Source organism: Cupriavidus sp. R6-3 (genome assembly GCF_059772245.1).
The window spans coordinates 1-5,337 of record NZ_JCBAJO010000277.1; the positions used below are offsets into that span (position 1 = coordinate 1).

Sequence of the window (5,337 nt, forward strand, 5' to 3'; positions counted from 1 at the left end):
CTCGCCGCCGGTTCGGCGCCCGCCGCCAAGGCCGCCCCGGCCCCGGCCGCCAAGCCGGCCCTGCAGCAGGTCTCCGCACCGGTCGACTTCGCCGCGCTGGGCGATCGTCCGGAAGAGCGCGTGCCGATGAGCCGCCTGCGCGCCCGTATCGCCGAGCGTCTGCTGCAATCGCAACAGACCAATGCCATCCTCACCACCTTCAACGAAGTCAACATGAAGCCGGTGATGGATCTGCGCAACAAGTACAAGGACCGCTTCGAGAAGGAACACGGCGTCAAGCTGGGCTTCATGTCCTTCTTCGTCAAGGCGGCCGTGCACGCGCTGAAGAAGTACCCGATCATCAACGCCTCGGTCGACGGCAACGACATCGTCTACCACGGCTACTTCGACATCGGCATCGCGGTCGGTTCGCCGCGCGGCCTGGTGGTGCCTATCCTGCGCAACGCCGACCAGATGAGCCTGGCCGACATCGAGAAGAAGATCGCCGAGTTCGGCGCCAAGGCCCGTGACGGCAAGCTGTCGCTGGACGAGCTGTCGGGCGGTACCTTCTCGATCTCGAACGGCGGCGTGTTCGGCTCGATGCTGTCGACCCCGATCATCAACCCGCCGCAATCGGCGATCCTGGGCGTGCACGCCACCAAGGACCGCGCCGTGGTCGAAGACGGCCAGATCGTGATCCGTCCGATGAACTACCTGGCGATGTCCTACGACCACCGCATCATCGACGGCCGCGAAGCCGTGCTGGGCCTGGTGGCGATGAAGGAAGCGCTGGAAGATCCGGCCCGCCTGCTGCTGGACCTGTAATCGACGCCGAGGAATCCTGATGAGCAAACAATTCGACGTGCTGGTGATCGGCGCCGGCCCCGGCGGCTATATCGCCGCGATCCGCGCCGCCCAGCTGGGCATGAATGTCGCCTGCTGCGAAGACAATCCCTATGACGACCCGAAGGGCGAGCCGCGCCTGGGCGGCACCTGCCTGAACGTGGGCTGCATCCCGTCCAAGGCGATGCTGGCCTCGTCGGAGGAAGTCGAGAACGTGCAGCACCATCTCGGCGACCACGGCATCACGGTCGGTGACGTCAAGGTCGACGTGGCCAAGATGCTCAAGCGCAAGGACGACATCGTCGGCAAGATGACCAAGGGCATCGAGTTCCTGTTCCGCAAGAACAAGATCACGCTGCTCAAGGGCCACGGCAAGTTCGTCGGCAAGGGCGCCGAGGGCTTCCAGGTCGAGATCGCCGGCAAGGCCGGCAGCGAAACGGTGACGGCGAAGCAGGTCATCATCGCCACCGGCTCGAAGGCCCGCCATCTGCCGGGCATCGCGGTCGACAACAAGCTGGTCAACGATAACGAGGGCGCGCTGAAGTTCGCCGAAGTGCCGAAGAAGCTGGGCGTGATCGGCGCGGGCGTGATCGGCCTGGAGCTGGGTTCGGTGTGGCGCCGTCTGGGTGCCGACGTGACCGTGCTCGAGGCGCTGCCGTCGTTCCTCGGTGCCGCCGACGAAGGCGTCGCCAAGGAAGCGCAGAAGCTGCTGACCAAGCAGGGCCTGAAGTTCAGCCTGGGCGTCAAGGTCAACGAGGTGAAGACCGGCGACAACAACGTCACTGTCAGCTACACCGACAAGGACGGCAACGCACAGACGCTGGAAGTCGATCGCCTGATCGTGTCGGTCGGCCGCGTGCCGAACACCGACAACCTGGGTCTGGACGCCGTTGGCCTGGCCACCGACGAGCGCGGCTTCATTCCGGTCGACGACCATTGCGCGACCTCGGTGCCGGGCCTGTGGGCGATCGGCGACGTGGTGCGCGGCCCGATGCTGGCGCACAAGGCCGAGGACGAAGGCGTGGCCGTGGCCGAGCGCATCGCCGGCCAGAAGCCGCACATCGACTACAACTGCATTCCGTGGGTCATCTACACCTACCCGGAAATCGCCTGGGTCGGCAAGACCGAGCAGCAGCTGAAGGCCGAGGGCCGCGAGTACAAGTCGGGCCAGTTCCCGTTCGTGGCCAACGGCCGCGCGCTGGGCATGGGCGCCTCGGACGGCTTCGTCAAGATGCTGGCGGATGCCAAGACCGACGAGATCCTGGGCGTGCACGTGGTCGCCGCCAATGCGTCGGACCTGATCGCCGAAGCCGTGGTGGCGATGGAGTTCAAGGCCGCCAGCGAGGATATCGGCCGGGTGTGCCACCCGCACCCGTCGATGTCCGAGGTGATGCGCGAAGCCGCGCTCGCGGTGGACAAGCGTCAGCTCAATATGTAAGCCGCGGCACGGCTCTTCGTGGAGCCGTGTTCGCTCTCGTGCGGGCGAGGATGGTCTTTCCCGTTCGCGAGAGCGCCCTGGTGTTCTCCCTCTCCCGCTTGCGGAAGAGGGTCGGGGAGAGGGCGGGGCGCTTGCCTTGCGCCGGCGGTCGATCGACCGCCGGCTGCCCTCTCCCCAGCCCCTCTCCCGCTCGTGGGAGAGGGGAGCCCTCGCGGCGCGCCGTGATGGCCATGCCATGCCCTTCGCGGCGAATCCGCCGTTACCTTTCCTTCCCCCCGATGAACGTCACCGAGTACTACCACCACGAACTGCAGCAGCGCGGCTATCGGTCCGACGAAGCGCAGTTGCGCGCGGTGGCGCGGCTGCAGCAGTGCTACGACGAATGGGTCGCCTACAAGCAGCGGCGCAACAATGCGCTGAAGAAGCTGCTGATCCGGCCCGAGGTGCCCAAGGGCGTCTATCTGTGGGGCGGGGTGGGGCGCGGCAAGTCCTTCCTGATGGACAGCTTCTACCACTGCGTGCCGGTGGTCAGGAAGACCCGCCTGCATTTCCACGAGTTCATGCGCGAGGTGCATCGCCAGCTCGAGGAACTGCGCGGCCGGCCCGATCCGCTGGACGAGCTGGCCAAACGGATCGCCCGCAAGTACCGGCTGATCTGTTTCGATGAATTCCATGTCAGCGATGTCGCCGACGCCATGATCCTGCATCGGCTGCTGGAGCAGATGTTCGAGAACGGCGTGCAGTTCGTGATGACGTCGAACTACCGCCCGGACCTGCTGTATCCGGACGGCCTGCATCGCGACCGCATCCTGCCCGCGATCGCGCTGCTCGAGCGCAAGCTCGACGTGCTGAACGTCGATGCCGGCATCGATTACCGCAAGCGCACGCTGGAGCAGGTGCAGGCCTATTACACGCCGCTGGACGCCAAGGCCAGCGCGGCGCTGCGCGACGCCTTCGCGGCGCTGGCCGGCATCGCCGACGAATCGCCGATCCTGCATATCGAGAAGCGCGAGCTGCATGCCCTGCGCAAGGCCAACGGCGTGGTGTGGTTCGACTTCGCCACGCTGTGCGGCGGCCCGCGTTCGCAGAACGACTATCTGGAGCTGGCCGAGCGCTTCCACACGGTGATCCTGTCGGACGTGCCGAAGATGACGCCGCGGATGTCGTCGGAGGCGCGCCGCTTCACCTGGCTGGTCGACGTGTTCTACGACCACAAGGTCAAGCTGCTGATGTCGGCCGAGGTGCCGCCCGACGAGCTGTATGTCGAAGGCCAGATGGCCAACGAATTCCATCGCACGGTCTCGCGCATCATCGAGATGCAGTCGCGCGAGTATCTGGAGGCGCCGCGGCGCACCGGCGTCACGGAACTGGCCTGAGCGGCCTGAGGGTGCGGGCCTGAGCGGTCCGTGCGGCCCGTGCGGCCAGAGCCCCCCATGACGGCCACAGCGGCCACAGCGGCCATGGCGGCCAGAGCGGCGTGGGCTGCCCGGCCTACCTGAGCCGCTCCTGGCCGCGACGCCTTGCACGGCGTACCGATTGCGTGCGCCTTGACCGGGATCAAATGGCCGCCCGGCCGCGATCCCTAGAATCGATCGGACATCCAGGACCACGATGCCGATCGCCTTCGCCCCTTCCTCCCACACCGAACCATCGGCGTCCGCCACATCGGCGCACGCCGCGGCGGACGGCCCGACCGACGCCGCCTGCTGTTTCCATTGCGGACTGCCGACCGGCGCCGCGCCGGACGCGCTGCGCGCGGAGGTCGGCGGCATGCCGCGCGCCTTCTGTTGCGCCGGCTGCCTGGCGCTGGCGCAGGCGCTGGACCAGGCCGGCTTCGCCCATCTCTATGGCGGCGAGTTCCGCTTCGGCCGGCCGCTGGACGCGGCGGCACGGGGCCGGCTCGAGCCCGTCTGGCATGCCTACGACACCGAGGAGCTGCGCGCGCGTTTCGTGCGGCGGCTCGACGGCGCGGCGGAAGCGCGGCCGCAGGAACGATTCGAAATCACGCTGGCGCCCGACAATATCCGCTGCGCCGCCTGTGCCTGGCTGATCGAGCAGAAGCTCGCGCAACTGCCCGGCGTCGAGACCGCGGTCGTCAATCTGGCCACGCGCCGCGTGCTGGTGCGCTGGCGCGGCCGCGCGCTGACCGTGGCCGCTCTGCTGGGCGCGCTCGCCGATATTGGCTACACGGCCTGGCCGTTCGAATTCTCCGCGGCGGACCGGCAGGACGGCGCGGCAAGGCAGGGCCTGCTGATGCGGCTGGCGGTGGCCATGCTCGGCATGATGCAGGTGATGATGTACGCGTGGCCCGTCTATACGCATGAAGGCACCATCGCGGCGACGCATCTGCGCCTGCTGCAATGGGCCAGCCTGGCGCTGACGCTGCCGGTGATCGTCTACAGCGCGGCGCCGATCTTTGCGGGTGCGTGGCGCAGCCTGCGCCAGCGCCATGTCGGCATGGACGTGCCGGTCGCGCTGGGGCTGGCGGCCGCGTTCGGCGCCAGCGTGCTTGCCACCGTGCGCGGCACTGGCGAGGTCTACTACGACTCGGTCACGATGTTCGTCGCCTTGCTGCTGCTGGCGCGCTATCTCGAATTGCGCGTGCGCCAGGCCTCGCGCAGCGGCGCGGAGATGCTGGCGCGACAGTTGCCGGCCACCTGCGAGCAATTGTTCCCTGACGGCACGGTGCGGCGCGTGCCGGTTGCGCGGCTGGCGCCGGGCGACCGCGTGCGCGTGCGCGCCGGCGAGATCGTGCCGGCCGACGGCGAGATCCTCGAGGGCAGCAGCGATCTGGACGAGTCGATGCTGAGCGGCGAAAGCCGGCCGGTGCCGCGTGGACCGGGCCAGCCGGTGCTGGCGGGCTGCTACAACGCCAGCAGTCCGCTGGTGATCGCCGTGCGGCGGATCGGGGCGGGCACGCGCCTGGCCGAGATCGTCGCGCTGCTCGAACGCACGCTGGCCGACAAGCCGCGGCTCGCGGTGATCGCTGATCGCGTGGCGGCGTGGTTCGTCGCCGCGCTGCTGCTGATAGCGGCGGCCGTGGGCCTGCTGTGGTGGACCATCGTGCCGGAGCGCGC

At 68.2% G+C, this 5,337-nt stretch carries 4 protein-coding genes; all 4 read left to right on the forward strand.

Annotated elements, in window-relative coordinates:
* Positions 1-804: 2-oxoglutarate dehydrogenase complex dihydrolipoyllysine-residue succinyltransferase (gene odhB / locus AC6EI8_RS23780; protein WP_498383044.1), on the forward strand; the 804-nt coding region annotated here is incomplete at its 5' end.
* A 19-nt stretch (positions 805-823) separates the two neighbouring features.
* Positions 824-2,260 (forward strand): dihydrolipoyl dehydrogenase, encoded by a 1,437-nt coding sequence (gene lpdA / locus AC6EI8_RS23785; protein ID WP_265632582.1) that lies wholly within the window; start codon positions 824-826, stop codon positions 2,258-2,260.
* Between the two features lie 278 nt (positions 2,261-2,538).
* Positions 2,539-3,636, forward strand: coding sequence for a cell division protein ZapE (gene zapE, locus AC6EI8_RS23790; RefSeq protein ID WP_149319123.1), 1,098 nt, complete (start codon positions 2,539-2,541; stop codon positions 3,634-3,636).
* A gap of 235 nt (positions 3,637-3,871) precedes the next feature.
* A partial coding sequence (locus AC6EI8_RS23795) for a heavy metal translocating P-type ATPase (protein ID WP_498383045.1) occupies positions 3,872-5,337 on the forward strand: 1,466 nt, incomplete at its 3' end.